General features: G+C 61.7%; 28 protein-coding genes. 20 read left to right on the top strand and 8 right to left on the bottom strand.

What is annotated here, in order from left to right; all coding sequences use genetic code 11:
* The first annotated feature begins 117 nt into the window (after positions 1-117).
* The 3 genes from RE4_RS31240 (at position 118) to RE4_RS06920 (ending at position 2,108) form a co-directional block, all read left to right on the top strand.
* Positions 118-273 carry a DUF6131 family protein gene (locus tag RE4_RS31240; protein ID WP_003945564.1) on the top strand — a complete coding sequence of 52 codons (156 nt, stop codon included), beginning with the start codon at positions 118-120 and terminating at the stop codon, positions 271-273.
* A 136-nt stretch (positions 274-409) separates the two neighbouring features.
* Positions 410-886: a hypothetical protein gene (locus RE4_RS06925; protein WP_029254635.1), complete on the top strand. Its 477-nt coding sequence runs from the start codon at positions 410-412 to the stop codon at positions 884-886.
* A 64-nt stretch (positions 887-950) separates the two neighbouring features.
* Entirely contained in the window at positions 951-2,108 is a 1,158-nt protein-coding gene (locus RE4_RS06920; RefSeq protein ID WP_029254636.1) for an AI-2E family transporter, read from the top strand.
* A gap of 7 nt (positions 2,109-2,115) precedes the next feature.
* Here RE4_RS06920 and RE4_RS06915 read toward each other — a convergent pair whose 3' ends face one another.
* The gene (locus RE4_RS06915) at positions 2,116-2,331 is read right to left on the bottom strand and encodes a hypothetical protein (RefSeq protein WP_019747225.1); all 216 of its coding nucleotides are present in this window, start codon (positions 2,329-2,331) and stop codon (positions 2,116-2,118) included.
* 187 nt (positions 2,332-2,518) lie between these two features.
* Between RE4_RS06915 and RE4_RS06910 the strand changes: the two genes are divergently transcribed.
* Positions 2,519-2,788: a DUF4235 domain-containing protein gene (locus tag RE4_RS06910; protein WP_007734706.1), complete on the top strand. Its 270-nt coding sequence runs from the start codon at positions 2,519-2,521 to the stop codon at positions 2,786-2,788.
* Between the two features lie 22 nt (positions 2,789-2,810).
* Here the strand turns inward: RE4_RS06910 and RE4_RS06905 are convergent, their stop codons facing one another.
* Entirely contained in the window at positions 2,811-3,218 is a 408-nt protein-coding gene (locus RE4_RS06905; RefSeq protein WP_019747226.1) for a RidA family protein, read from the bottom strand.
* A gap of 111 nt (positions 3,219-3,329) precedes the next feature.
* Between RE4_RS06905 and RE4_RS06900 the strand changes: the two genes are divergently transcribed.
* The gene (locus tag RE4_RS06900) at positions 3,330-3,545 is read left to right on the top strand and encodes a BldC family transcriptional regulator (RefSeq protein ID WP_021333209.1); all 216 of its coding nucleotides are present in this window, start codon (positions 3,330-3,332) and stop codon (positions 3,543-3,545) included.
* Positions 3,546-3,617: 72 nt separating this feature from the next.
* Here the strand turns inward: RE4_RS06900 and RE4_RS06895 are convergent, their stop codons facing one another.
* Genes RE4_RS06895 through RE4_RS06885 form a run of 3 tightly spaced genes read right to left on the bottom strand, consistent with a single transcriptional unit; the run spans position 3,618 to position 6,240 of the window.
* A complete protein-coding gene (locus RE4_RS06895; RefSeq protein ID WP_060938303.1) occupies positions 3,618-4,817 on the bottom strand; it encodes an acetyl-CoA C-acetyltransferase in 1,200 nt (399 codons plus the stop codon).
* On the bottom strand, positions 4,814-5,476 hold the full coding sequence (locus RE4_RS06890; RefSeq protein WP_020906493.1) for a 3-oxoacid CoA-transferase subunit B: 663 nt from the start codon (positions 5,474-5,476) through the stop codon (positions 4,814-4,816). Before RE4_RS06890 ends, RE4_RS06895 begins: the two co-directional genes overlap by 4 nt.
* Complete coding sequence (locus tag RE4_RS06885) at positions 5,473-6,240, bottom strand: CoA transferase subunit A (RefSeq protein ID WP_153211317.1); 768 nt, start codon at positions 6,238-6,240, stop codon at positions 5,473-5,475. The genes RE4_RS06890 and RE4_RS06885 overlap by 4 nt, the downstream gene beginning before the upstream one ends.
* A gap of 167 nt (positions 6,241-6,407) precedes the next feature.
* Between RE4_RS06885 and RE4_RS06880 the strand changes: the two genes are divergently transcribed.
* Entirely contained in the window at positions 6,408-7,187 is a 780-nt protein-coding gene (locus RE4_RS06880) for an IclR family transcriptional regulator (RefSeq protein ID WP_019747538.1), read from the top strand.
* Here RE4_RS06880 and RE4_RS06875 read toward each other — a convergent pair.
* Positions 7,184-7,786, bottom strand: coding sequence for a helix-turn-helix domain-containing protein (locus tag RE4_RS06875; protein ID WP_019747537.1), 603 nt, complete (start codon positions 7,784-7,786; stop codon positions 7,184-7,186). The two genes, RE4_RS06880 and RE4_RS06875, sit on opposite strands and share 4 nt — an antisense overlap.
* A 110-nt stretch (positions 7,787-7,896) precedes the next feature.
* Here RE4_RS06875 and RE4_RS06870 point away from each other — a divergent pair, with 110 nt between their 5' ends.
* The 10 genes from RE4_RS06870 (at position 7,897) to RE4_RS06825 (ending at position 21,482) form a co-directional block, all read left to right on the top strand.
* On the top strand, positions 7,897-9,303 hold the full coding sequence (locus RE4_RS06870) for an MFS transporter (protein ID WP_060938363.1): 1,407 nt from the start codon (positions 7,897-7,899) through the stop codon (positions 9,301-9,303).
* A 96-nt stretch (positions 9,304-9,399) separates the two neighbouring features.
* Positions 9,400-11,307 carry an alkyl/aryl-sulfatase gene (locus RE4_RS06865; protein ID WP_046378066.1) on the top strand — a complete coding sequence of 636 codons (1,908 nt, stop codon included), beginning with the start codon at positions 9,400-9,402 and terminating at the stop codon, positions 11,305-11,307.
* A 17-nt stretch (positions 11,308-11,324) separates the two neighbouring features.
* Positions 11,325-12,305: a linear amide C-N hydrolase gene (locus tag RE4_RS06860; protein ID WP_060938302.1), complete on the top strand. Its 981-nt coding sequence runs from the start codon at positions 11,325-11,327 to the stop codon at positions 12,303-12,305.
* A gap of 104 nt (positions 12,306-12,409) precedes the next feature.
* Positions 12,410-13,741, top strand: a complete 1,332-nt coding sequence (locus tag RE4_RS06855) for an MFS transporter (RefSeq protein ID WP_060938301.1) — start codon at positions 12,410-12,412, stop codon at positions 13,739-13,741.
* A 46-nt stretch (positions 13,742-13,787) separates the two neighbouring features.
* On the top strand, positions 13,788-14,981 hold the full coding sequence (locus tag RE4_RS06850) for an anhydro-N-acetylmuramic acid kinase (RefSeq protein ID WP_060938300.1): 1,194 nt from the start codon (positions 13,788-13,790) through the stop codon (positions 14,979-14,981).
* Positions 14,978-15,853 (top strand): MurR/RpiR family transcriptional regulator, encoded by an 876-nt coding sequence (locus RE4_RS06845; protein ID WP_060938299.1) that lies wholly within the window; start codon positions 14,978-14,980, stop codon positions 15,851-15,853. The genes RE4_RS06850 and RE4_RS06845 overlap by 4 nt, the downstream gene beginning before the upstream one ends.
* Before the next feature lie 71 nt (positions 15,854-15,924).
* On the top strand, positions 15,925-16,842 hold the full coding sequence (murQ, locus tag RE4_RS06840) for an N-acetylmuramic acid 6-phosphate etherase (RefSeq protein ID WP_020968668.1): 918 nt from the start codon (positions 15,925-15,927) through the stop codon (positions 16,840-16,842).
* Complete coding sequence (gene nagB, locus RE4_RS06835) at positions 16,843-17,622, top strand: glucosamine-6-phosphate deaminase (RefSeq protein ID WP_020968669.1); 780 nt, start codon at positions 16,843-16,845, stop codon at positions 17,620-17,622.
* A 61-nt stretch (positions 17,623-17,683) separates the two neighbouring features.
* On the top strand, positions 17,684-18,298 hold the full coding sequence (locus tag RE4_RS31540; protein WP_238077150.1) for an FAD-dependent oxidoreductase: 615 nt from the start codon (positions 17,684-17,686) through the stop codon (positions 18,296-18,298).
* 886 nt (positions 18,299-19,184) lie between these two features.
* Positions 19,185-21,482, top strand: a complete 2,298-nt coding sequence (locus RE4_RS06825; RefSeq protein WP_060938298.1) for a serine/threonine-protein kinase — start codon at positions 19,185-19,187, stop codon at positions 21,480-21,482.
* A gap of 27 nt (positions 21,483-21,509) precedes the next feature.
* Here the strand turns inward: RE4_RS06825 and RE4_RS06820 are convergent, their stop codons facing one another.
* Positions 21,510-21,818: an amphi-Trp domain-containing protein gene (locus RE4_RS06820; protein WP_024487387.1), complete on the bottom strand. Its 309-nt coding sequence runs from the start codon at positions 21,816-21,818 to the stop codon at positions 21,510-21,512.
* Between the two features lie 73 nt (positions 21,819-21,891).
* On the opposite strand from RE4_RS06820, the gene RE4_RS06815 reads away from it, so the two are divergent.
* From RE4_RS06815 to RE4_RS06800, 4 genes are all read left to right on the top strand, one after another.
* Positions 21,892-22,224 carry a hypothetical protein gene (locus tag RE4_RS06815; RefSeq protein ID WP_060938297.1) on the top strand — a complete coding sequence of 111 codons (333 nt, stop codon included), beginning with the start codon at positions 21,892-21,894 and terminating at the stop codon, positions 22,222-22,224.
* A 116-nt stretch (positions 22,225-22,340) separates the two neighbouring features.
* Complete coding sequence (locus RE4_RS06810) at positions 22,341-22,784, top strand: Fur family transcriptional regulator (RefSeq protein WP_019747524.1); 444 nt, start codon at positions 22,341-22,343, stop codon at positions 22,782-22,784.
* Positions 22,785-22,820: 36 nt separating this feature from the next.
* On the top strand, positions 22,821-25,043 hold the full coding sequence (gene katG, locus RE4_RS06805; RefSeq protein ID WP_060938296.1) for a catalase/peroxidase HPI: 2,223 nt from the start codon (positions 22,821-22,823) through the stop codon (positions 25,041-25,043).
* A 79-nt stretch (positions 25,044-25,122) separates the two neighbouring features.
* Positions 25,123-25,596 carry an NUDIX domain-containing protein gene (locus tag RE4_RS06800; protein ID WP_020906507.1) on the top strand — a complete coding sequence of 158 codons (474 nt, stop codon included), beginning with the start codon at positions 25,123-25,125 and terminating at the stop codon, positions 25,594-25,596.
* A gap of 17 nt (positions 25,597-25,613) precedes the next feature.
* Here the strand turns inward: RE4_RS06800 and RE4_RS06795 are convergent, their stop codons facing one another.
* Positions 25,614-26,465, bottom strand: a complete 852-nt coding sequence (locus RE4_RS06795; protein WP_060938295.1) for a universal stress protein — start codon at positions 26,463-26,465, stop codon at positions 25,614-25,616.
* Between the last annotated feature and the right edge of the window lie 218 nt (positions 26,466-26,683).

Raw genomic sequence — 26,683 nt, 5'->3', positions numbered from 1 at the left:
TAGTGATACGAGTTTCGTATTGATGATGTCGATTATCGGATTTCTTGATTGTGAAGTTTTTGTAGTAGCGTCAGTTGAGTAGATCATTTCTATACGCATACCGGATGAGGTTCTCACATGATTGTTCTCGGCATTATTCTGGCGTTGATCGGCTTTTTCACGGGGTTGAGCATTCTGACCACCGTCGGCATCATTTTGGTCGTCGTAGGTGCAGTTTTGTCCATCCTCGGTGCTACCGGGCGTGCAGTGGGCGGACGAAAAGTCTGGTATTGATCGATACTGCGCGAGTAGCTGAGAAGGCGGTACCTGATCTCTTCGGAGATCGAGTGCCGCTTTTTCGTTCTCCAATTGATTTTCGGTGTCTCTACCCGAAATTATCGCTCTGAGCTGCGTCGGGTAAACATGAAGGATGCTTTCTCGAGATCATGCGGAAGAGAAACCTGTGGAGAGATTCAGGTTTCCTCGCAGATGGAATCAAGTTGACGAGTCACGCCGCGGTTTGGTGTTGGCGTGGGTGGCCTTCACACTGACGTTCGGTGGAGCACGTCTGGTGACCTGGTTGATCCAGATCGACACCAGGGACGTCGGCGACATCAGTGCCGGTGGGACGCACCTTCACCATTACCTGTGGGGAATCCTCCTGTTGGCCGGGGTGGCGATCTTCGGCCTCGTAGACCGAAGCCCTCGCGCACGAACATGGATGGGCATCGCGTTGGGTATTGCACTCGGGCTCATCGTCGACGAGGCCGCGTTGCTGATCACTCTCGACGACGTCTACTGGCAGAGCGACGGTTGGCCCAGTATCGCCATCGCAGTGTCGATCATCGGAGTTGTGGGAACCGGGCTGGCACTGACCCGAAGCGGAGCGGAGAGGTCCCGAGGTTGATCCGACTACGGCACGGGTACTCACTCCCGTGCCGGGAAGTCGCGCGGATCGTGAGGTGGCTTGAATGGATCCCAGTTCCGCAGACCGATCACCGGACTCCGAAAGTGAAGTCCAAGCCGTAGATCCGATGGCGGAAGCGGAACGCGAAGCCGCAGCATTGGCGACGCCTGTCCGGCCGCTGGGTGAGCCCGGACCGAGATTCGACCGTCGGTCACCGTTCTTCATCGGTCTGAGCGCCGCGGCCGGAGTTGCCGTGACTTATGCGGTGATCGAAGTGCTGCTTGCGGCGCGAGGCATGCTGATCCTGATCGTGGTCGCGCTGTTTCTCGCGGTGGGCATCGAACCGATGATCGTCTGGCTGGAGCGGAGACATTTCCGGCGCTGGATCGCAGTCACCGTGGTACTCCTCGGAATTGCAGTGATGTTGGCGCTGTTTCTCGTTGCTGCGATCACCCCGCTGGTCGAGCAGGGACGTCAGTTTGCATCGCACGCTCCCGAACTCCTGACACACATTCGTGACCGGTACCCGATCGTCAACGACCTCGACGAGAAGTATCACCTCGAGCAGCACCTCACCACACAACTGGATGGTTCGGGTTCTGCGCTCGCGACGGGTTTGCTCGGTGCGGGGCGGGCGGTGTTCAGCGCAGTCGCCGACGCCGGAATCGTTGCTGTTCTGACGACGTACTTCTTGATCGACTATCCACGAATCCGCACGAATCTGTATCGGCTGGTGCCACATTCGCGGCGGCCCCGAGCCATCGCCATCGGTGATCAGATACTGGCAGGTGTGGGTGGGTACGTCCTCGGCAATGTTCTGATCTCCGTGATCACCGCAGTGTGCACCTTCGCGTGGTTGTTGATCTTCGACGTGCCGTACCCGTTGATCCTGGCGCTGCTGGTCGCTCTGCTCGATCTGATCCCGATAGTCGGTTCCACGATCGCAGGGGTTATCGTCGCTCTGGTCTCCCTGACAGTCTCTGTCCCAACGGCATTGGCGACAGTTGCATTCTTCATCGCGTTACGTCTGCTCGAGGACTACCTGCTCGTTCCGAAGATCATCGGGAAGACGGTAGCGGTCCCGGCGTTGGTGACTGTAGTCGCGGTCCTGTTGGGCGGAGCGTTGCTCGGTATTGTCGGTGCGTTGCTGGCGATTCCGGTCGCTGCGGCCTTGCTGTTGCTCGCAAGAGAAACGCTCTTCCCCCGCCTCGACGCTTCTTGACCGGTTTCTATCGGACGCTTCGCGCGCGACGCCGCGAACCAGGATTCGGCTTGGGGCACATCCGAGTCGGGATGGTTTCCCCTTCGTCGGTGATACGGAATACCGATACTTTCTCGCTACAACCGTGATTCAGATCGACCGCGTATGCGATGGCGGCGCGATCCGAGACGAAATCTTCCATCACCGTAGTACCGTCCGGTAGTTCGATTCTGTAGTTTTCCATGACTTACACAACCTTCTTTCGCTAAGACGATCCTACCCGGCCCGCGAAATGGCAAACCGTGGAACATAACGTGCGACAGTCAACTTCGCGCCGCGCCGGTGCAATGTTTCGACAGTTCGCCTGCGGGGTAGTGAGAGTCGGTCAGCCCGCTCAGGCGGTACGAATCGAACCATGGAGGATCCGCGCAATGAGCGCAGTATCGAAAGCGATGTACAAGCCACTCTCACTGGCGACGAGCGTCCTCGGCGGCATTCTGGCCGGCGCCGTCTTCCAACAGGTGTGGAAGCGCATCGGTGACGACAAGAATGCGCCCGAGCCAAAAGATTTGAGCAGGTCGAGTAAGGAAGTCCTGATCGCCGCCGCCCTGCAGGGAGCCATCTTCGCTGTTGTGCGAGCAGCTGTGGATCGTGCGGGGGCAAAGGGCTACCAGGCCCTTGCTCACGAAGATCCCCGGTAGGAACGCCCGGTTCGGTTCGAGTTCAGTCGACGACGGCCGCGATTGCCTCGATCTCGACCAGTTGATCGTCGTAACCGAGAACGGTCACACCCATCAGAGTGCTTGGGGCGTCGTGATCACCGAACGCGTCGCGGACTACCTCCCACGCAGCAACGAGGTCGGCTTGATTGCTCGACGCCACCAGGACGCGGGTGTTGATCACGTCGGTGATGGACGCGCCCGCGTCCGAGAGAGCTGTTCTCAGGTTGTCGACGGCCTTGGCTGCCTGTCCTGCGTAGTCGCCGATGGCGGCAGTGGAGCCGTCCTCGTTCAACGGGCAGGATCCGGCCAGGAAGATCAGTCGAGCCTCGGCGGGAGCCGTTGCTGCATAGGCGTATTCAGCGACCGATGAGAGTGATGTGGAACGGATCAGAGTTACCGACTTCGACATATTTTCCCCAAGGAATAGTAAAGTTTTGCAGCGAGTCTTTCACAGCGCGCCAGGGGTTGCCAATTCATTGTCGGACCCATCCATCCACGCTACGGCTACGAATCACTGTCAATGAGCCGAGAAGAAGAGCACGCAGCATCTGTCGACGAATGGCTGACAACCAAACAGGTTGCCGCACTGTTCCATGTCGACAGGACCACGGTGTCCAGGTGGGCGAGGGAGGGCAAGGTCGGCACTCTGAGAACGCTTGGCGGACATCGGAGATACCGACGTTCGGAGATCGAGAAGTTGTTGCGTAACCGTTTGACGACGCTTGATCCGAACTAGCCTCCGACATGAAACAGACAGGTCGCCGAGCACGATGAGGGCTCGGCGACCTGTCTGGTCAGGATGAAGTAATTACGCCTTGGGGACGCGGATGATGAGTGCGTCGCCTTGTCCGCCGCCGCCGCAGAGTGCGGCTGCGCCGATGCCGCCGCCGCGGCGTTGCAGTTCGAGGGCGAGGTGCAGGGCGATGCGGGCGCCGGACATGCCGAGGGGGTGTCCGACGGCGATGGCGCCGCCGTTGACGTTGACCTTGGCGGGGTCGAGGCCGAGTTCGCGGGTGGAGGCGATCCCGACGGCGGCGAACGCTTCGTTGATTTCGACGAGGTCGAGGTCGGTGGGGTCGATGCCTTCCTTGGCGCAGGCCCTGGCGATGGCGCGGGCGGGTTGGGACTGGAGGGTGGAGTCGGGTCCGGCGACGACGCCGTGGGCGCCGATTTCCGCGATCCAGGTCAGGCCGAGTTCTTCGGCTTTGGTTTTGCTCATCACGATCACGGCGGCGGCGCCGTCGGAGATCGGGGAGGCGGAGCCGGCGGTGATGGTGCCGTCCTTGCTGAACGCGGGACGCAGTTTGCCGAGGGATTCGGTGGTGGTGTCGGCGCGGATGCCTTCGTCCTGCGCGAAGACGATGGGCTCGCCCTTGCGTTGGGGGATGGAGACGGGGACTACTTCGTTGTCGAACAGGCCGTCTTTCCAGGCGCGGGCCGCGTTCTGGTGTGAGGCGGCGGCGAAGGCGTCCTGCTCGGCGCGGGTGATGTGGGCGGTTTCTTGTTGGTTGACTTGTTCGGTGAGCAGGCCCATGGCCTGGTCGGTGAAGATGTCGTGGAGGCCGTCGTAGGCCATGTGGTCGCGGAGGGTGACGTCGCCGTATTTGAAGCCTTCGCGGCTTTTTTCGAGCATGTGGGGTGCGCGGGACATCGATTCCTGCCCGCCGGCGACGACGATGTCGAATTCTCCGGCGCGGATGAGTTGGTCGGCGAGGGCGATGGCGTCGATGCCGGAGAGGCACACTTTGTTGATGCTCAGGGCGGGGACGTTCATGGGGATGCCGGCGGCGACGGCGGCTTGGCGGGCGGGCATCTGGCCGGCGCCGGCGGTGAGGACCTGTCCCATGATGACGTAGTCGACTTGTTCGGGGGCGACTCCGGACTTGTCGAGGGCGCCTTTGATGGCGATGCCGCCGAGGTCGGACCCGGAGAGGTCTTTCAACGATCCGAGGAGTCGACCCATCGGGGTACGAGCTCCCGCAACAATCACAGTGGTCGTGTCGGTCATGCCAGTTCAACTTTCAGTTCGGTGCCGGTCGCGGCGACAACGTCTTCGACGCTGACATCGGGGGCGAGTTCACGCAGGACGAGTGGGCCTTCGTCGCTCACATCGATGACGGCGAGGTTGGTGATGATCCGATTCACCACGCCCTGGCCGGTCAGGGGCAGGGTGCATGCGTCGACGATCTTGGGGTTGCCGTCGCGGTCGTTGTGCTCCATGACGACGATGACACGCCGGGCACCGTGGACGAGGTCCATTGCGCCGCCCATGCCCTTGACCATCTTGCCGGGGACCATCCAGTTTGCGAGGTCACCCGTCTTCGACACCTGCATGCCGCCGAGAACGGCGGTGTCGATGTGGCCGCCGCGGATCATCCCGAACGAGAGAGCCGAATCAAAATATGCCGCACCGGGATTGACGGTCACGGTCTCCTTGCCGGCGTTGATGAGGTCAGGATCGACGTTGTCCTCGGTGGGATACGGTCCGGTGCCGAGAATTCCGTTCTCCGAGTGCAGGACCACACGAACGTCCGAGCCCAGGTATCCGGGAATCAGTGTGGGAAGACCGATTCCGAGATTGACGTACTCGCCGTCGATCATCTCTGCAGCCGCCCGCGCTGCCATCTGCTGGCGCGTCCAACCCGTCACTGTCACTGGTGCGGTCATCGTGAGGTTCCTTCCGAAGCGCTGACGGTTCGCTTTTCGATTCGCTTGTTCTGAGGGCCGGTGTGCACAATTCTCTGCACGAAGACTCCGGGCAGGTGTACCGATGCCGGGTCGATTTCACCGGGCTCGACCAGACGTTCCACCTGAGCAATGGTGACCCGTCCCGCCATCGCGGCGAGCGGGTTGAAGTTCATCGCGGTCTTGTCGAACACGAGGTTGCCGTCGGTGTCACCGAGAACAGCGTGCACGAGTGCGTAGTCGGCGTTGATCGCCTCTTCCATCACGTAACGCTTGGTTCCGAAGACGCGAGTCTCCTTCGGAGGCGATGCAATAGCGATCGAGCCGTCGGCGTCGTAGCGCCAGGGCATTCCGCCGTCGGAGATGGGGCTACCCACTCCGGCCGGTGTGAAGAATGCGGGGATTCCGGTTCCGCCGGCGCGCAGACGCTCGGCGAGCGTGCCCTGCGGCGTCAGTTCCACTTCGAGTTCGCCGGCCAGGTACTGCCGGGCGAACTCCTTGTTCTCACCGACGTACGACGCGGTCACCCGTCGGATACGTCCGGCGCTCAGCAAGATTCCGAGACCGTGATCGTCGACGCCGCAGTTGTTGGAGAACACCTCGAGGTCGGTTGCACTCGTTGCTGCGATCGCGTCGATCAATACGTCGGGGATGCCGCACAAACCGAATCCGCCGACGGCCAGCGTTGCTCCGTCGACGATGTCGGCGACCGCGTCCGCCGCGGACTCGTACACCTTTGCTGTCATGTTTTCTCCCTGCCAAGCGTTCATTGAGTAGACACTCACTCACTTCGCTATCCAGTGAACTATCTCCAGTTCACAGGTTCAAGGGATCTTGAATATCAAGACAGAACTGATCGACTGCTGACCATCTGAAGAAAATTCGTTCACTGAATGGACGCTAGGATGAACTCATGCCTACTCACGAGCAATCACCGGCCATGGTCGCGCGGGTGGCGGCACTTCTGCGAGCCCTCGGCGCCTCTGAGCCAACGGGCATTTCCACCACTGAATTGGGCAAGGTCACCGGCCTCGCTCGGCCCACCGCGCACCGACTGCTCACGTCTTTGGCTGCCGAAGGACTGGTCGACCGTGACGCACGAACCGGTCGGTGGTCTCTCGGCCCGGAGTTGTACCTCCTGGGCGCCGCGGCCGGAAATCGGTACGACATCACCGACCGCGCTCGCGACATCGTCGACGACCTCGCCCGGGTCACGGGGGAGAGTGCATTCCTCTCGGCACGTCGCGGCGACGAGACCGTCTGCATCTTGAGTCAGGAAGGCAGTTTTCCGCTGCGATCTCACGTGCTGCACGAGGGGAAGCGATTCCCGTTGGGGGTCGCGTCGGCGGGGCTTGCCATCTTGAGTCACCTACCGACGCGGGACGTCGACGACTATTTCGCCCGAGTGAATCTGGAGTCGGAATGGGGTGAGATCCACAGTGAGGCATCAATCCGCGAGCGAATCGAGTCGACGCGTGTCACCGGCTATGCCGTCAATCCAGCCCTCATCGTCGAGGGAAGCTGGGGGATGGGTGCCGCGGTGTTCGACCGCAACGGGCGCCCGGACTGGGCGCTGAGTCTGACCGGAGTGGAAACCCGCTTTCGGCCCGCGCGTCATGCCGAGTTGGGAACGCTACTTCTCGAGTACGCTCATACGCTGTCGAACCGACTGAAAACGCATGCAGTGATCTAACTTTCGGGTACCGGTTCGTGCGCAGTAGTAGTTTTTGCCTTCGTGCGTACGTGCGCCTTTTCGCCCTGCGGGCCGAACAGATGCAAGATCTCCACGACCTGTTCATCGGCGGGCCCGAACCAATGGGGCTCGGCGGTGTCGAACTCCGCGACTTCACCGGGGTGCAGGACAACCTCGTTCGTACCCAGAATGAGACGCAGATCCCCAGCGAGCACGTAGAGCCATTCGTAGCCGGCGTGGGTGACGAGCTTCGGTGGACGTGGACCGATCACCTGTTTGAACACCTGCACCCGGCCCGGATAGCGCGTCAACGGAACGACGGCACTGCCGTTCTTGCGTCGGCTCGGGGTGAGATGGACCCGAGGATCGCCCGTGGCGGGAGCGCCGACGAGTTGGTCCAGCGCGACCCGGTGAGCACGCGCGAGCGGTAACAGCAGATCGAGGGTGGGACGACGCTTACCCGATTCGAGTCGCGACAGTGCGCTGACGGAGATGCCGGTGGCGTCGGACAGGGCCTCGAGGGTCAAATCGCGATCCCGACGAAGTGTGCGCAGTCTCGGCCCGATATCGGTAAGCAACTGCTCGAGTTCGGCGTCCATGCGCTCATCTTTGCAGTTTCTGCAAATTTCTTACCGGCTTTGCAGGCCGGGTTGCGACGATCCTTTCGACTGGCGAGCACGGCAGAACACTTCGAGAGATGGAGTCCGAGATGAAACCTTCGAGCGGGATCGACGAACCGAAAGTGATCGGACTTGACGCACGCCGCCGGTGGGGCATTCTGGCCATCTGCTGCACGAGCTTGTTCGTCGTCGGGTTGGACACGACCATCGTCAACGTCGCTCTCCCCGCGATCGGGGAGGGATTCGGCGTCGGAACCGTTGGTCTCGAATGGATCGTCAACGCGTACACACTCGTCTTGGCGAGCTTGCTGATCTCGTCCGGCGCCCTGGCCGACAGGTTCGGTAGAAGGCGGATCTTCCAGATCGGACTGGTCGTTTTCGGGGTGGCGTCGATCGTCTGCGCGCTGGCCCCGTCGGTGGGAGTTCTGATTGCGGCGAGGATCGCGCAGGGAGTCGGTGGGTCGATGCTCAGTCCGGTGGCCCTGGCGATCGTCGTCAACGTGATGACCGACCCGAAGGAGCGAGCCAAGGCGATCGGCGTGTGGGCTGCGGTCTTCGGTCTGAGCATGGCAGCAGGACCGATAGTCGGCGGAGTCCTCATCGAGAGCTTCGGCTGGAGATCCGTTTTCTGGATCAATGTGCCCGTCATCGCAGTCGTTCTCATGCTGACCGCGGTGTTCGTACCGCAGTCCCGGGCTGAACAACCTCGACGTCTCGACTTACCGGGGCAGGTGCTTCTGATGGTCGTCGTGGGCGGATCCGTGGCTCTGCTCATCGAAGGCCCACGAATCGGGTGGCTGGCCTCCGGTGCAATCGCGGGTTACGTCGCCGTCGCTGCCGCGCTGGCAGCGTTCGTCCGCGTCGAATCGAGAAAGAGCGAGCCGCTCATGGACCCCTCGCTGTTTCGGCACCGGCCGTTCACCGCGGCAGTCCTCGGCGCGATCGTGGTGTTCGTGGCTCTCAACGCGACGCTGCTTCTGGGCACCTTCTACCTTCAACAGGCGCGTGAAATGACTCCCGCCGCCGCGGGCGCGATGACACTACCGATGGCAGTCGCGGCAACCATCTGTGCGCCGTTGTCGGGGATTCTCGTCGGGCGCTTCGGTGCACGATTGCCGTTGCTGATCGCCGGAAGCTTCACCGCGCTCGGCGGACTGTGCCTGGTCTCTCTCGACAACAGCACAGGCACTTCGACGTTGCTCGTCGCGTACCTGTTCCTCGGTATCGGCTTCGGTTTCTCGAATGCTCCGATCACCAACACCGCCGTCAACGGACTACCGAGATCGCAGGCAGGCCTTGCCGGCGGGATCACCTCCAGTGCAAGGCAGTTCGGCGCTGCTCTCGGTGTGGCGCTGGCCGGCGGCATGATCGCAGGCAGCGCACAATCAGACATCGCCGAGGCATCGAGAGCGGGTTGGATCCTTGTTGTCGCCTGTGGGCTCGTGGTTCTTGTCATCGCCCTGGCGTCGGGAGGTTCCGAGAAGACGAAGGGGTGAGGAGCGTGAGTTCACCCTGCGCGGGTGATTCCAACGCGGCTGCCGCCGGATAGAGATTATGGGGTATCTGATCGTCGTATCCGAGCGGGGAGAGCCATGTGCCAGACACCTAAGGACGCAACACCGGCCACCGTGGCGGTGAACCGCGAAGCGGTCACGCGGTACGCCATGGATGACCGGCAAGATTTTGTCGACGCGGACCGTGGCTTGATCGCACCGTTGCCTGGCAATGTTCTCGGCGACGACGGGCATGTGGTCTTCGACCCCGAGGCATTGGCGTACATCGGTGACGACGTTCCGGCGCCGGACACCGTCAATCCCAGTTTGTGGCGCCAGAGTCAGGTCATTCGCCGGGGTGGGCTCTACCAGGTGACGGATCGCCTCTACCAGGTGAGAAACAACGACATCGCAAACCTGACGGTCGTCGAGGGTGACGAAGGCCTGATCATCATCGACTGCATGGCGGGAGTCGAATCAGCGCGCCAGGGCATGAAGATGATTCGCGAGCACGTCAGCGACAAGCCGGTTGCAGCGATCATCTACACGCATACCCATATCGACCACTACGGCGGAGTCAAAGGCATCATCGACGTCGAGGACGTTGCGTCGGGAAAGGTGCCGATCATCGCGCCGGGCACGATCGCATCGTTCGACAAGTTCGCAATCGGCGAGAATGTTGTCGCCGGCAATGCCATGGCGAGGCGGTCGTTCTATGCCTTCGGCGGATTGCTCGACCTCGGTCCGAAAGGGGCGGTCTCGTGCGGGATCGGCGTGCTCAGCACCAAAGGCCCTCAGATCTCGTATATTTCCCCCACCGACGGCATCACCGAAACCGGAACGAAGCGAGAAATTGCGGGTCTGGAGTTCGAATTCCTCTATGCACCCGATACCGAGGCTCCGGAGGAGATGCACATCTGGATCCCCGAACTCGCTGCACTGACGTGTGCGGAGAACGCCAATCATTCACTCCACAACATCCAGACCCTGCGCGGTGCGCGTACCCGCGATGCCCGCAATTTCGCGCGATACCTGGACGAGACTTTGGAACGGTGGGGCGACGACGCGGCCGTTCACTACGGACCGCACACCTGGCCGGTGTGGGGCAACGAGAACCTCGTTGGCTTCATCGAATCACAAAGGGATACCTACAAATACATTCACGACCAGGCGCTCCGGCTCGCGAACAAGGGATACACGCCGCTCGAAGCCGCCGAGGTGATCGAGCTACCCGAGGAGCTCGGCCGCAAGTGGCACAACCGCGGGTACCACGGAACTCTGCATCATGACGTGCGTGCCGTGTACACCAAGGAACTGGGAATGTGGGACGGCGATCCGGTGACGCTTCATCCACATCCACCGGTCGAGTCGGCGAAGAGGTTCGTCGATCTCCTTGGCGCGCAGAAGATCCTGGATGAGGGTAAGCGAGCATTCGACGCCGCGGACTACCGGTGGGCGGCAGAGATCCTGCACAAGTTGGTGTTCGCTCAACCGGAGAACACGGAGGCGAAGAACCTTCAGGCTGACGTCTACGAGCAGATGGGGTATCAAGCCGAGGGACCTCAGTGGCGAGGTATCTACCTTTCGGCAGCGTTGGAATTGCGTGAGGGCTCGCAACCCCCGCCGTACATCACTGCGAGCGAAGACAGCGTCCTCGCGATGCCCATCGATATCTTGTTCGACTTCGTAGCAGTGCATCTCATCGGAGACAAGGCAACTGACGTCGACCTCCACATCGATTTCGTGTTCACCGATCACGACGACGAGACCTGGACGGCCTGGGTCAGGCGCGGCGTCCTCAATGCCCGCCGGGGAGCGGCGTCGAACACGCAACTGACGGTGTCCGGGCCGAAAGCTGCACTGATCGGCGCACTTCTGCAACCGGGCGCGGCTGCGGAACTTGCCAAAGCCGGGAAGATTTCGCTCACCGGAGACGAATCGGCGCTGGAGACATTGGGAGGGCTGCTGGATACCTTCGATCCCAGTTTCAATATCGTCACGCCGTGAGGAAGGGATAGTTTTCGATGTGTACACGCTTGGTCTACTTGGGGCCCAACGACACTGTGATCACTGCTCGATCGATGGATTGGAAGGTCGATCTCGGAACCAATCTCTGGGCATTTCCGCGGGGCATGACGCGCGAGGGTTGCGCGGGTTTGAACTCGATTCAGTGGACGTCGAAATACGGAAGTGTTGTCGCAACGGCCTACGACATGTGCACAACCGATGGGGTCAACGAGGCAGGACTGTCTGCAAATCTCTTGTGGTTGGTCGAGTCCGAGTACCCGGCATACGACGGCTCGACTCCGGGTCTGTCCATCGCAGCGTGGGCGCAGTATGTTCTGGATTGTTTTGCGACAGTTCAGGAAGCAGTCGAGGTCTTGGCAGCGGAACCGTTCACCGTCGTGACTGCTGCTGTTCCCGGTGAAGACCGTCTCGCTACCCTTCACATGTCACTCTCGGACGCCAGGGGAGACAGTGCGATCATCGAATACGTCGGTGGACGCGCGACTATTCATCACAGCCGTGAGTACCAGGTGATGACAAATTCTCCGATCTTCGATCAGCAACTCGCGGTCAACGAGTACTGGAAGCAGATCAACGGGACTGTGATGCTGCCCGGAACGAACCGTGCCGCTGACAGATTCGCCCGCGCGTCGTTCTACGTGGATGCGATACCGCAGACGGACGATCCGCGGTCCGCGTTGGCGTCGACGTTCAGTGTCATTCGCAATGTCTCGGTGCCGCTGGGTATTTCGACTCCAGACGAGCCCAACATCTCGTCGACCCGCTGGCGTACGGTGGTCGATCACAAACGCACGCTCTATTTCTTCGAGTCTGCGATGACCCCGAATACGTTCTGGGTGGATGTGGCGTCGATGGATCTCGGGGAGGGGACGCCCGTGCGGAAGCTCGGGCTGGGCCCGAACGAGAGCACGGTCTACTCCGGAGACTCCACCGACCAGTTCGAACGGGCGGAGGCCTTCACGTTCGCAGGAGCGTAGGGATTCTGGGACCCACGAAAACCTAATTGTGAAACTTCTTGACATTTCTACTCCGTTCAGATGAAACTTTGTTGCATATTCGGGTTTCGTCAACGGAGGACGGCATGGGCATCACAGTGCAGACACGGAACGATGGTGCGCAGCTCAAACGGCGCAGGGCGCTCGTCGCCGGCTCCGTCGGAAATTTCATCGAGTGGTACGAGTTCGGTGTGTACGGGTTCTTCGCGACGATCATCGCGTCGAACTTCTTCAGCGCCGACGGCTCCGGCGACCTCGAAAGCCTGATCAAGACCTACGCGTCGTTTGCGCTGGCCTTCTTCTTCCGCCCAGTGGGGGCAGCGCTGTTCGGCCGACTCGGTGACCGCATCGGCCGACGCCCCACCTTGGTGATCGTTCTTCTGCTGATGTCGGGTGCGACGACCCTGATCGGTGTGCTCCCCACCTACGAGAGCGTCGGAATTCTGGCACCGCTGCTCTTGACGGTTCTTCGGATCCTCCAGGGACTGTCGGCCGGAGGCGAGTTCGGCGGCGCGGTGTCGGTGATGACCGAGTTTGCGCCCCCGGGACGACGCGGACTGTACGGGTCGTGGCAGTCGTTCACGGTCGCGCTCGGATTGCTCGCCGGTGCCGGAATCGCGGCGCTCCTCGCGACAGTTCTCGACTCCGGTCAGCTCAACGACTGGGGCTGGCGCATCCCGTTCCTCCTTGCACTTCCGATGGGCCTGGTCGCCCTGTGGCTCAGGCTCCGACTCGACGAAACGCCGTCGTTCGAGCGTGCCCGCGCAGTCCAGTCCGAACCGACAGTTGATGCGGCGACGCCGGTAGCGCAGCCGACCGTCGGCGAGACCGCCAGGGCGATCCTGCTCGGCATCGGTCGGTTGATGGGCTGGTCTGCGGCGGGTTACACGTTCCTCGTCGTGATGCCGACTTATCTTCAGAGTTCACTCAACGCGACATTCCATCAGGCACTGGTTGCTTCGGTACTTGCCAATGCCGGCTTCGCGGTGACGATTCCGCTCGCGGGCGGGCTCAGTGATCGCATCGGGAGACGCGCGGTCATGCTCACCGGCACCGTTTTGATCTTGGTCCTTGCGTTGCCGCTGCTCAACGTCCTGCAGAATGAGCAGACGTCTCTGACCGCCAAGGGATTTGCAGTGTTTGCCGCCGGCGCCGCAGTGGGACTTGTCGCCGGACCCGGACCCGCCATGCTCTCCGAGATGTTCCCCACCTCGGTCCGGTACACCGGATTAGGACTCGCATACTCCCTGTCCAACGCGGTCTTTTCGGGCTGCGCCGGTCTGATAATCACATGGCTGATCAAGGAAACTTCCAATCTCGATATTCCGGCCTACTTCGTGATGGCAACGTGCGCCGTCAGCGCGATCGCTTTGAGTACCTTGCGAGGAAATGCCCACAAGCGGGCACTCGTCGACTGACCGCAGCTTGCCCGAATGCCGAAACGATCCGAGTAAGGGAAATTTCATGAGAGTCATCGGCCTGATGTCCGGTACTTCGTACGACGCTATCGATGCTGCCGCAGCAGATATCCGGATCGACGGGGACACTCTTGTGCTGACCCCACTGGGGATGGTCAGCGAACCATATTCCGGTGAGTTGCGGGCAGCGGTGGCCGCTGCGGTACCGCCTGCGTCCACCACTGTCGGTCAGATCTGCCAACTCGACACCGAGATCGGGCAGGCATTCGCGGCCGTGGCTGCGCGGGCGAACGCGGAACTGTGTGGCGGCAGTGCGGAATTGATCTCCTCACATGGGCAGACGATGTTCCACTGGGTCGAAGGAGCGCAAGTAAAGGGGACTCTCCAACTCGGGCAGCCAGCCTGGATAGCCGAGAAGACCGGATGCACCGTCGTGTCGGACCTGCGTTCTCGCGACGTGGCGACGGGTGGTCAGGGTGCACCATTGGTCAGCGTGTTCGACGTATTGTGGCTCAACGGAAGAACTTCGGGTTCCGTCGCGCTCAATCTCGGTGGCATCGCGAACGTCACTGCTCCGGGTGGCGGCGGTACGACGGCAGATGGTCCCGCAGTGCCGATTGCCTTCGACACCGGCCCGGCAAATGCGCTGATCGACGCGGCGGTAAGCGAATTCACTGCGGGGGAGCAGTGGTTCGACCTCGGTGGCGCTCTGGGTGCAGCCGGCACGCCGAACGTCGATCTGCTCGCACATCTACTGAGCGAACCGTATTACATGCAGCCCGCTCCCAAGAGCACAGGCAAAGAATTGTTTCATCGGGAATATCTGCTCGCCGCTCTGCGGGGCTACGAGTCGTTGTCTCTGGCAGACATCGTCGCGACTCTGACTGCACTTACGGCCCGGACGGTCGCCGATTCCGTCAAAGCACTCGCGGCCACCGAAGTGGTGGTGTCAGGTGGTGGCACCAAGAACCCGACGTTGATGGCGATGCTCCGTGACGAACTGGGCGACATCGCGCTTGTCTCTTCGGACGAACTCGGAGTCACCTCCGACATCAAGGAAGCATTGGCTTTCGCGGTTCTCGGCTTCCTCACCGCACACGGATTGCCCGGCAGTATTGCTTCGTGCACCGGTGCGCGTCACGCCAGTGTGCTCGGATCTTTGACGCCAGGAAGCCGTGGGCTGCCTAGAATCACATCGGTGCCGTCAGCTCCGAAAACGATGCGAATCGAGGCGTTATGACTTTGGGCCGGAGTGCTCCGGCGTCCGTCGACCTGCTTGCTCGTATTCGTGCATCACTGAGCAGCCTCTCACCTGCCGAGATGCGGATCGCCGAAATCATCGAAGCCGACCCCAGCCTGGCGTCCACACTGACGGTCAACGATCTTGCCGAACGAGCGTCGACAAGCACGGCGACAGTGGTCCGCACAGCCAAAAGGCTCGGCTTCGAGGGGTATCCCCAGCTTCGTCTGGCATTGGCGGCCATCAGCGGTTCCGCGTCAAGTGATTCGATTCCACTCGGTGTGGACATCGTTGCCGCCGACTCTGCCAGTGAAGTCATGGCCAAACTCGCCGAGTTCGAATCCGAACAACTCAAGGGCACAGCACAATTGACTGACCCTGTTGCACTCGAAGAAGTGGTGTCGCGGATTCGATCCGCCCGCCGGGTCGAGGTGTACGGCATCGGCGCGTCAGGCATCGTCGCGCAAGACCTCACGTTGAAGCTCTCGCGGATCGACGTCAACTGCCGGGTTCATCTCGACCGAGACGCGGCGATGGTCAGCGCCAGTTTGCTCGGACCGGACGACATAGCAGTGGGAATCTCGCATTCCGGCGAGACTTCTGATGTGGTCGAACCGCTTGCCCTTGCCCGTCGCACCGGGGCGTCGACGGCCGCGATCACCGGCGGGGCGCGGTCGACGCTCGCTGTGCAGTCACACCACGTTCTACTCACTGCCGGTAGAGAATTCGGTTTCCGGTCGGCAGCGATGGCAAGCCGCACCGGCCAGCTGTTGGTAGTCGACACAATTTTTGCGATGGTCGCGCACTCGCTGCCGAGCGCCCTGTCTGCGCTGCAACGAAGTCATGATGCCATTGCTTCGAAGCGTCACTGACGAGGAGTCGTCGCTGTGATTACTGACGAGGAGTCGTCGTAGTGAAATTTGATCGAGGAGGACTCGCCACAATGCAATTGGACATGCTGTCTACCGAGAGACCGAACCCTCTCACCCGCGATCTCGACGTCATGTCGGTGTCGGATCTGCTGACGGTGATGAACCAGCAGGACGCAATCGTGGCCGACGCGGTCGCGGCGGTGTTACCGGCCATCGAAGCCGCAGTCGATTCGATCGTCACCGCTCGGGCACAAGGTGGTCGGCTGATCTACCTGGGAGCTGGGACCAGTGGGCGTCTGGGAGTGCTCGACGCGGTGGAATGCCCTCCGACTTTCGGGACCGATCCAGGCGAGGTGATCGGAATCATCGCCGGTGGCCCGGGAGCGTTTCTGAACGCCGTCGAGGGAGCAGAGGACGATCCGCGAGCGGCTGGGGCCGACCTCGACGCAATCTCGTTGAACGCCACGGACGTCGTGGTGGGTCTGGCGGCGAGTGGTCGTACTCCCTACGTCATCGGGGGACTTGATCATGCCCGCGCACTCGGCGCCGCAACAGTGGCAGTCTCGTGCAACCGAAATGCGGCAATGAGTTCGCACGCCGGAGTGGCCATCGAAGTGGAGACCGGCCCCGAGATCCTCACCGGATCGACGAGGCTCAAGGCCGGGACTGCACAGAAGATGGTGTGCAACATGCTTTCGACGGCAAGCATGGTCCGTTCCGGCAAGGCGTTTCACAACCTGATGGTCGATCTTCGGCCTACCAACGCCAAACTGGTCGATCGTGCAAACCGGATCGTCGCGGCAGCCACCGGAGTGGATACCGAGATCGCTTCGGAGACCATCGAGAATGCCGACGGTCATGTGAAGGCAGCGGTCGTCATGTTGTTGGCCGAATGCGACTTCGCCGAAGCAACCGAATTGTTGGATCGCGCTTCGGGTTCCGTACGCGAAGCCATCGTCGGAGCCGGCAAGAGCAGAGAGGAAGCCTGAATGGAAATCGTCATAGTTCCCAGTCCGGAAGACGGCGGGCGAATCGCTGCCGACATCGTTTGCGGCGCAATCGAAAACGGAGCCCGGACGCTCGGCCTCGCGACGGGATCGTCACCGCTGCACACGTATCGGGAGCTGATCAAGCGGCATCGAGAATCGGGAGTGTCGTTCGCGGCGATGAGCGCGTATCTTCTCGACGAGTACGTAGGTCTCACGCCCGATCAGCCGCAGTCCTACGCGCACACCATCCGCACGGAACTCGTCGATCACCTCGACATCGACAATGCGCGAGTGTTCAGCCCCGATGGGGGAGCCGCCGATCCCAGTGAAGCTGCACGGCGTTACGACGCTGCCATCGTCGACAACGGTCCCATCGACGTGCAGATTCTCGGCATCGGTCTCAACGGGCACATCGGCTTCAACGAGCCGTCCTCCTCACTCACATCGCGTACCCGAGTGAAGACCTTGACCGAGAGGACCCGCGCCGACAACGCGCGGTTCTTCGCAGACCCAGCCGATGTGCCGCATCACGTGATCACGCAGGGTCTCGGAACCATCAGTGATGCAAAGCATCTTGTGCTGATTGCGGAGGGGGCGCGCAAAGCCCCCGCGGTCCGGGCTGCGATTGAAGGTCCGGTGTCGGCGTTCTGCCCGGCATCGGTACTTCAGTTGCATCCGCACGTAACAGTCGTCGTCGACGAGGCAGCGGCCGGTGAACTCCAACTAGCGGACTTCTACCGCTACACAACCGAGCACAAGCCGGCCGAGCAGGGTTACTGAAAAGCGGGTTACTGAAAAGCGGACTTGATCTCCAGCGCAGTTGAGGTCCTAGTCTCGGGGCATGATCAACGCTAGAGGTTCAGCGGTATCCCCGCCGGCGGCGCCCCGGATTTTCTCACCACCGCTCAGGGTCGCGATCGTCGGAGCGGGGCCGGCGGGAATCCACGCTGCCGGCGCTCTCGCTGAACTGGCTCCTGGCACCAAGATAGACATGTTCGAGCGTCTACCGACGCCGTACGGACTCGTGCGCTACGGTCTCGCCCCAGGGCACGCCGAGTCCGAAAAGTTCGTCGATTCTCTGCACACCGTGCTGGTCGCCAGTGACTTCCGGCTGTTCTGCAACGTAGAGATCGGAAAGGACCTTTCCGTCGAGGACCTACGTTCTTCCTACGACGCGGTGATCATTGCAACCGGTGCGCCGCGGGATGCACTACTCGACATTCCAGGCGTCGAGCTTCCCGGTTCATTCGGGGCCGCCGATTTTGTCGGTTGGTACAACGATCACCCCGACGCCCCCCCAACATTGGCCCTTGCGCGCCGAGTCGGTGGCAGTGATCGGCGGCGGCAATGTCGCGCTCGATGTCACGCGGATGCTCCTCGTAGAGGCGCAATCGCTGCAGGCCACGGACGTCTCCGACGAAGTTCGGGAAGGGATCGCCGGCAGTCGCGTTCGTGAGGTACACATCTTTGTCCGGCGCGGACCCGCCGACGCTCGCTTCTCCCCGAACGAGTTGCGCGCTCTCGGTGAACTACCCGGCGTAGATGTTGTCGTCGATGCTGCCGATGTCGCGCCGGACCGGCATATCGAGCGGATGACAAAACAGTTGGTGCACACCCGACTGGCAGTCGAGACACTCCGTAGTTTCGCGGACACTGCACCTGCCGACCGAACTGCCCAGCGTCGAGTTCACCTGCACTTCTACCGACAGCCCGTGGAGATTCTCGGTAACGGGAAAGTCGAGGCACTCCGCGTCGAGCGGACTGACCCCGACGGCTACGGTCACGTCACCGCTTCGGGTGTCTGTACCGACTATCCGGTTCAAGCTGTGTACCGGGCAATCGGATTTCTCGGCACGCCACTTGCCGGGGTGCCCTTCGATCACGGGCGCGGCATAGTTTCGCACCGGAGCGGCGCGGTGGTCGACGAGAGCGGTCTACCGATCGCGGGCTTGTTCGTGACCGGTTGGATGAAGCGCGGTGCCGCGGGGCTGATCGGTGCGGCGCGGCCAGACGCTCGCCAAACAGTCGAAACGATGCTGCGCCAACTTGATTCGTTCGGCGGGCGTCGGGTAGATCGCAACCGGATCGAGGAGGTCCTCGCGGCCGGCGATCTGTTTCCCGTCGATTGGGAAGGATGGCTTCGTATCGACGCCGCCGAGAAGGACCTCGGTGTCGAGCACGGACGTCCACGCGTCAAGATCGGTGACCGCGAAGAACTCGTTCGTATCGGCACGAAGTCGGCAGTTCACGCCGAATAGATTCGCTGGGGTCAGAGGTACCGCCGGGGTTACGCTGAAATGAGTCGCCTCGATTCATCGTGCTCGAGGTGCGGAGCAGAACTCATGAATGAACGTGGTGCGCAGGCCAGTGACGCGACAGTCGCGAGCGGGCCCCTGACCGAACGGGGCACCGTCACCGAGTTGCGCCTGTCCGCACTGCCGGTAGTGCGCGGCGAATCGAACGATGCCGACGGTCTCGGGCGCCTGGTCGGGGACTGGGAGGCGGGACGAACCCCGTCCGACCTGAGCGAGTATCTGCCCGATCCAGCCAAGATTCGTCGGGGCGCGCTGATCGAACTGGTCGGAATCGACATGGAGTACCGCTGGCTGAAGAATGACGGTCCGAAACGACTCACGGAGTATTGCGCCGAGTACCCGGAACTGCTCGAAGAGCCACTACCGGCCGAGCTTCTGTACGAGGAGTTCCGGCTGCGGAAGCAGGGCGGGGAGGACGTCGTAGCGGCCGAGTACCTCAGCGAGTTCCCTTTGCAGGCAGAGGGTTTCGAGCGGTTGTTCGACCGTGATTCGATGGCCGGTCGAGAAGACGTGATGATGTTGGGGCTCTCGGGTTTCGACGAGTTCGAGATCGGACAGCGCCTCGATGATTTCGAACTGGTGTTGGAACTCGGGCACGGTGCATTCGCCCGAGTGTTCCTGGCACGGCAACTGTCGATGCAGCGGTGGGTTGCGTTGAAAATCTCGCGCAACGTCGGGGTCGAGCCGCAGACTCTCGCCCAACTCGACCATCCCAACATCGTTCGCGTCTTCGATCAACGACTGCTCGAGGAACGCGCACTGCGAGTTCTGTTCATGGAATACGTGCCAGGCGGGACCTTGCTCGACGTGGTCAAACTCGTCCGCGTGACACCGCAGGCTCAGCGGTCCGGACAACTACTTCTCGACGCCATCGATCAGACCCTGGCGAAGAAGGGGGAGATGAAACCGAGCGAGACGAGTTTACGGAGCGAGATCGCAGCGATGTCGTGGCCGGAGACCGTGGCCTGGATGGGAATGAGACTGGCCGACGCCCTCGAGTACGCGCGTGAGCACGGCGTACTACATCGGGACATCAAGCCGGCGAACGTACTTCTCAGTGTGGAAGGCATCCCCAAACTCGCCGATTTCAACGTCAGTTCGAGCGAGGAGGTTTCGACCGAGGATGCTGCCTGCTTTGTCGGAGGCTCGCTTGCCTACATGTCTCCAGAGCAGTTGGAGGCCTGTGCCGTGGGGTCTCCCGGCACACTCGACACCCGTAGCGACATCTATGCACTCGGCGTGATGCTGTGGGAACTCCTCACCGGGAGTAGGCCTTTCACGGACGACGGCACGGGGCAGAACCCACCGTCGCCCAAGAAGGCGCTCGAGGCACGCCGGCGTGGAGTGGATTCCGCGGCCGAGGCCCGGTTACCGGACGACTGCCCGCCGGCGCTGCGCCGAGTACTGGTGAAGTCTCTTTCGCCCGAGAGAGACGGAAGGTGGTCTGGCGGACGAAAGCTTGCCCGTCAGTTCGCACTGTGTCTGGACCGGTCTGCCCGGAACCTGGTGGACCCACCGGAAGGGAGCCCGCGTTCGACGTTGTGGAAGTGGGCACTGCCGATTCTTCTGGCCGCGATCGGAATTCCGAATCTCCTGGCGGCGGGCTACAACTACTACTACAACAAGATGCTGATCATCTCGGGACTCTCGCCCCAGGCTCAGCAGCACCTCGAGCAGGTTCATCTGGTCATCGGGGTGGCCGCGTTCTCGCTCGGTGCCGCGGCGATCCTGTATTGGTGCCGGCTTGCGCTCACTGTGCCTCACGGACTGCGTCACGGTCAGACGTACAGCGCGGAGGTCTTGAACAAAGCCCGTACCGCGACGCTGAACGTCGGACACCGCGCGGTGGTGATCGCATTCGGTCTGTGGGTCCTGGCCGGTATCGCATATCCAGTTGCGTTGCAGATTGCCGCCGGAGGTATTCCGCAACGAGCGTACGTGCACCTGATGTCGTCGCTGGCGGTGTGCGGCGCCGTCGCAGTCGCGTATCCGTTCTTCATCCTGACGTACTACTCGGTTCGATGTCTGTATCCGATCTTGTTGTCACACGGCGAGTTACGAAGCGACGACGGACGCGATATTCGCTCGTTGGGTCGGAGCAGCACGCGTTACCTCGCAGTCGCGGCGTCGGTTCCACTGGTGGGAATCGCGGGACTCAGTTTTGTCGGTTCCGGGGCCGGGGAGGAACTCAACGCAACCGTCCGTGCGCTGTGTCTGGGCGGGATCGCGGGCTTCATCGTTGTGTATCAACTGTTTCGACGGATCGAAAGTGATCTCCGAGCACTGCTGCGCGTTGTGTCTCTCGAGGTGTCGGCGTCTCCGTAATTGCCTGACAACCGCACCCGGGTTGGCCTATTTGGCAGTGCTCTTGCGCGGTCGGCTGCGACGAACTGCTTTGGTGGGCGGCGGAGACTTCTCTTCTGATTCTTCCTGAGGGTCGTCGCGCCAGTGAATCTCGATTTCTATCTCGACCTCGTTGCCGTCGACTTCGATCTCGAGTTCCCACCGAACCTGTTCCGGAACACTGATTTCGATCGAGTCCCCACCCGACCCCAGTTCCACTTCCGATCCACTGGCGAGGGCCTGGCCGAGGGCGATGAGTCGGTCGGCGACTTCCTGCCGTGAGAGTTGTGACTTCCTCTTGATCTCCAATTTGGGCACGATCACTCCTGACCTCGGCGGATTCTCCCCTTCACCGTAGTTGGAACAAACGGAAGATTGTTACCTTTGGACGATGTCGACCCGCTACCACGTCACCTCCGCCTTGAACCGTGCGTCGATCCAGCGGTATGGATTGGACTGGCGCCGAATGGGCTCAGCTCGCGGAATCGCAGGAAGTCTACGAGCAGAGCAGGAGGGATGCTTCCTCGCCAGCGACGAGGGCGAACGGGACTGGTTTGTCAGAATGAACAACACCGGCGGCGCGGTTGACGTATGGGAAGTCGACGGTATCGACGCTGCATCTCTTGTTCAGTCGCCGGAGGGGCACTACTACTTCCCCGGCGTCATCGCCGCCGCTGAACTGCGACTGGCACAACAAGACATACCCCCAGTTCATCTCCCATGATTCCCGGCCCCGTCCGTCCTGTTCGGAGCGCTGACGAATCGGTCGGCAAATCCGCGTAGGCGAGGATTTTCGCGAAAGTCTGGGTTCAGTCCAGAAGATTGCGCAATAGTGGAAAGGTGCCTTCGACGCCGGATTATGCAGCCCAACTGCGTAACGCTGAGCTTCGCGTGACTCGTCCCAGAGTCACGGTGCTCGAGGTTGTGCATGCACGCCCACACGCAGCCACCGAGACTGTCTTCGATGCTGTGCGGGCTGTTCTGCCGGGGGTGTCGCGGCAGGCGGTCTACGACGTGTTGCACGCTCTCACCGACGCCGGGCTGATCAGGCGGATCCAACCGTCCGGATCGGTGGCGCTGTACGAGTCTCGCGTCGGTGACAACCACCATCACGTCGTCTGCCGGTCCTGTGGGGCCGTTGCAGATGTCGACTGTGCAGTCGGAGAGGCACCGTGCTTGACGCCGTCGGCGCACAACGGCTTCGTCCTCGATGAAGCCGAGGTCATCTACTGGGGCCTGTGTGCCGACTGTTCGACAACTCAGAGTTTGCGATCACACCCGTGATCGAAGTCCGTTCTACTCGCTCATGGAGGGATTACCGTGTCCGATAGTTGCCCGGTTGCTCACGATGGAAACACCGCGAGCACCAGCGAAAGTGAAAACCCCGCGATCCCGTCTCCGACACCGACCGGGAATCGTCCGAGAACCAACCGGGACTGGTGGCCGAATCAGCCGGATCTCTCTGTCTTGCATGCGCATTCGTCCAAGTCGAATCCGATGGGAGCCGACTTCGATTATGCGCAGGAATTTGCCAAGCTCGACGTCGAGGCGCTCAAACGCGACGTCATTGCCTTGATGACGGCGTCGCAGGATTGGTGGCCGGCCGACTACGGACACTACGGCGGACTCTTCGTGCGTATGAGCTGGCATGCTGCCGGCACCTATCGCATCGCAGACGGCCGCGGCGGTGGCGGTCAAGGCGCTCAGCGTTTCGCCCCGCTCAACAGTTGGCCGGACAACGCCAGCCTCGACAAGGCACGTCGCCTGCTCTGGCCGGTCAAGCAGAAGTATGGAAAACAGGTTTCCTGGGCCGACCTGCTGGTGTTCGCAGGCAACTGCGCTCTGGAGTCGATGGGGTTCAAGACCTTCGGCTTCGGCTTCGGCCGAGAAGACATCTGGGAGCCCGAGGAGATCTACTGGGGTCCTGAGGACACCTGGCTCGGCGACGAGCGCTACAGCGGAGACCGTGAACTGTCCGGACCGCTCGGCGCAGTTCAGATGGGCCTGATCTACGTCAATCCCGAAGGACCCAACGGACAACCGGACCCGGTAGCGGCCGCCCGCGACATCCGAGAAACCTTCGCTCGCATGGCGATGAACGACGTGGAAACGGCCGCGCTGATCGCCGGCGGCCACACCTTCGGCAAGACACACGGTGCCGGTCCGGCCGACCTCGTCGGACCCGAACCGGAAGGCGCACCCGTCGAGCAACAGGGACTGGGCTGGAAGAGCGCCTTCGGTACGGGCGTGGGTAAGGACGCGATCACCAGTGGTCTCGAGGTCGTGTGGACTCCCACTCCGACGAAGTGGGACAACACTTTCCTGGAGATTCTGTACGGATACGACTGGGAGCTGACCAAGAGCCCGGCGGGTGCGTGGCAGTGGATCCCGAAGGATGGCGCGGGGGCCGGCACGATCCCGGATCCGTTCGATTCGTCGGCCGGACGTACTCCGACGATGCTGACCACCGACCTCTCCCTACGCCTGGATCCGACGTACGAGAAAATCACACGGCGTTGGCTCGATCATCCCGAAGAATTCGCTGAAGAGTTCGCCAAGGCTTGGTACAAGCTCCTGCATCGCGACATGGGACCGGTCACGCGTTACCTGGGACCGTGGGTTCCCGAACCGCAGTTGTGGCAGGACCCGGTTCCCTCGGCCGATGATCAACTGATCGGGGACGCGGACATCGCGATCCTCAAGAGTCGACTTCTCGATTCCGGGCTGTCCGTCTCACAGTTGGTGTCGACCGCGTGGGCGTCGGCTGCGAGCTTCCGCAGCACTGACATGCGCGGCGGCGCCAACGGTGCTCGAATTCGCCTGGAGCCGCAGAAGAACTGGGAAGTCAACGAGCCCGCAGCCCTCTCCGCGGTGCTTCAGACCATCGAGCGAGTTCAGCAGGAATTCAACCAGGCTGGTGGAGCCAAGGTTTCACTTGCCGACCTGATCGTTCTGGGTGGTACAGCGGCAGTCGAGCAGGCCGCGAAGAACGCCGGACAAGACATCACGGTCTCGTTCACGCCGGGACGTACGGATGCGACTCAGGAGCAGACAGACGTCGACTCGTTCGAGGTACTCGAACCCCGGGCCGACGGATTCCGGAACTACCTCAAGGGAGGGGAGAAGATTCCGGCAGAGATTCTGTTGGTCGACCGCGCGTACATGCTGTCGCTGACCCCGCCCGAGGTGACAGTTCTGGTCGGCGGACTTCGCGCGCTGAACGCGAACTTCGGCAAGACCGGCCACGGGGTGTTCACCGACCGTCCCGAGACGTTGACCAACGATTTCTTCGTCAACCTTCTCGACATGGGTACCGAGTGGAAGCCGTCGAAGACGGATGAGAACGTCTACGACGGGGTTGATCGGGCGACTGGAGCTCCGAAGTACACGGCAACTGCGGTCGACCTTGTTTTCGGATCGAATTCGCAACTGCGCGCACTCTCCGAGGTGTACGCCAGCGAAGACGCGAAGCAGAAGTTCGCCGAGGACTTCGCTGCCGCCTGGACCAAGGTGATGGACCTCGACAGGTTCGACGTCAACTGATTCAGCAGATTAGCCGTCGGCGCCCCGCGAGCTTTGTTCTCGCGGGGCGCCGCCGTTTCCCGCACGATAGCGTGGTCATGTGGCCGATCAATTTGCGCTGGTACCAGCGGTGTACGTGATGTTTCGTCGAAGCAACCCGGCGCAACGGCCGGAGGTGCTGTTGCAGTTGCGTGAGGGCACCGGTTTCATGGACGGATACTGGGCTCACGCTGCTGCGGGACACGTCGAACTGGGGGAGTCGGCACTCGATGCGGCTGTCAGGGAGGCCGCGGAAGAACTTGGCGTGGAGCTGCTTTCCTCGGAACTGAAGCCACTCACCGTGTTGCATCGCCGACATGCGGAAGGGGTCGACCCGGTGGATCATCGAGTGGACTTCTTCTACGAATGCCGCACGTGGTCGGGTGAACCACGCCGGATGGAGCCGTTGAAATCTGCAGATCTGCGGTGGTGGCCGGTTGACGAACTCCCGGAGAAGTTGGTCGACCACGAGCGTTTCGTGATCGAAGCCCACCACGCCGGTCAGCTCGCACCCATCCACAGTTACGGCTTCTGACCGAGCGAGGATCCAATTCAGGCTTCGCTCGCAACGATGACCGGGCAGTGAGCTTTTCGAATCATTGCACTGCTCGTGGTGCCGAGAGCGGTGTCGTCGAACGAACCTCGGCCGCGCCGGCCCACGACGAGAAGCCGTGCCTCGGTGGAGAGTTGTTCCAGAATGGCAACCGAAGGGCCGTCGTACTCGATCTGTCGGATGGTGACGCCGGGGTAGAGCGTGGCCCAACCTGAAAGTTGCCACGTCAGCGGCGTCGAATGCTGGGGCGCGTGCCAGGCTTCGAAGTTTCGACTCAGCTCGGCCTCGGGCGGGACAGCGTGCACGACGACCAGTTCGGTGTTCGCGGCCTCGGCTTCCTTGAATGCAATGGCCAGAGCGCTTTCGCTGTAGGCGCTTCCGTCCAAACCGACGACAACGGGAAGATCAGCCGTAGCCTGGCTTTCACACGAAGTTCCGACTGTTGCGAATGAACATGCCGGGGCGGGTGCAGTGAGATCGTCCTGTTGAGTGACGATCAAGGGGTTGACGATCAAGGCGGCCTCGGACGTCAACGCGGTGAGGATTGCGGTGTTCTCCCCGGAGATCAGATCGGTCCGGATCCGAAGATCTGGCGACACCGACTCTGCGATCTGAATGGCTTCCATGAACAGGCCGGTCGGTGATGCCGAGGTATTCGGATCGCCGGTGTTCGGATCTGCGGTGTTCGGAGCTACGAAAACTATTCGCATCCAGAGACTGTGGCGATGCGCGAACTCGGCCGCCCACGTGATCACGTCGGTGCGCAGCGGGGATCCATCGATGCACACGACGACCGCTCCGTCTGCGGACCACTCCGAGGTGAAGACGTCAGTCGAAAGTTGGGAGGTCATTCCGAGCTCCTCGCGTTATGTCTGTCGAAGGTTCTGTTGAATGCGAACTGGCTTGCAGGACAGTGCCGAACAGCAATCCTGCAACCACTATCGAGCAAGCGGCAGTTGTCAGGGGCAACCACACGAGCGTCGTGACTGCGAACATGAGGACGAGCAACGGCATCAGGAGATGGCCGGGTTTCGCTCGGCGTTCAACCTGCTGACTTTCTGCCCAAACT

Origin of the sequence: Rhodococcus erythropolis NBRC 15567, from assembly GCF_001552595.1 — a bacterium.
GTDB lineage: Bacteria > Actinomycetota > Actinomycetes > Mycobacteriales > Mycobacteriaceae > Rhodococcus_F > Rhodococcus_F erythropolis.
Note: the sequence above shows the minus strand (reverse complement) of the source record. Positions and strands in the feature narration are given on the sequence as shown.